Annotated in this window: 1 protein-coding gene; it reads left to right on the forward strand. The window is 72.5% G+C overall.

What is annotated here, in order from left to right; genetic code table 11:
- Positions 1 to 668, forward strand: a 668-nt coding sequence (locus tag AC6LKD_RS32635) for an SRPBCC family protein (RefSeq protein WP_498118545.1), incomplete at its 5' end; no start/stop codon positions are given.
- Between the last annotated feature and the right edge of the window lie 63 nt (positions 669 to 731).

Here is a 731-nt window from a genome sequence, read left to right on the forward strand (position 1 = left end):
AAGGGCCCCGGCCCGCCGCCGGGGCCGCGCCCCCCCCCCGCCCGGCGGGCGGGCCGGGGGCGCCGGCCCGGGCGGCGGCCCCCGCCACTGCGGCGGGCAAGAAGGAAGGCCGCGGCAGCCAGATCGACGGCGGCTTCAAGGTGCCGTTTCCGGCCGCCGAGGTCTGGGCCTTCATGGTGGATCTGCCGGCGTTGGCCAGTTGCCTGCCGGGCGCCTCGATCGAAGAGCACGAGGGCGACCGGGTCAAGGGCAAGATCGCCATCAAGTTCGGACCCATGTCCGCCGCCTTCAATGGCGCGGCCCGCCTGGAACGCGACGACGCCGCCATGCAGGCGGTGTTCCGTGGGGCAGGGCAGGACTCGCTCAGCCAGTCGCGCGCCAACGGCGACATCACCTATCGCCTGGAAGCGCTGTCGCCCACCGAGACGCAGGTCCACGTGAACCTGCTGTATTCGCTGCAGGGGCCGCTGGCGCAGTTCTCGCGTTCCGGCCTGGTGCAGGACTTCGTGCGCCGGATGATCGCGGACTTCGGCAACAACGTCACCGCCCGGCTGCGCCGGCCCGCCGCCGCGGGCGAGGCGCCAGCCCAGGCCAGCTTCAATCCCACGGCCATGTTCTTCAGCGTGCTGTGGGCGCGCATCAAGCGGTGGTTCGGCCTCGGCGGTTGAACGCGCCCAGGGAGTGCCGGCGCCGGCTCTTATACACATCTCCCAGCCCCCGAGACAGAGGCA

The sequence above is a fragment of the Achromobacter sp. D7-1 genome, from assembly GCF_059760445.1.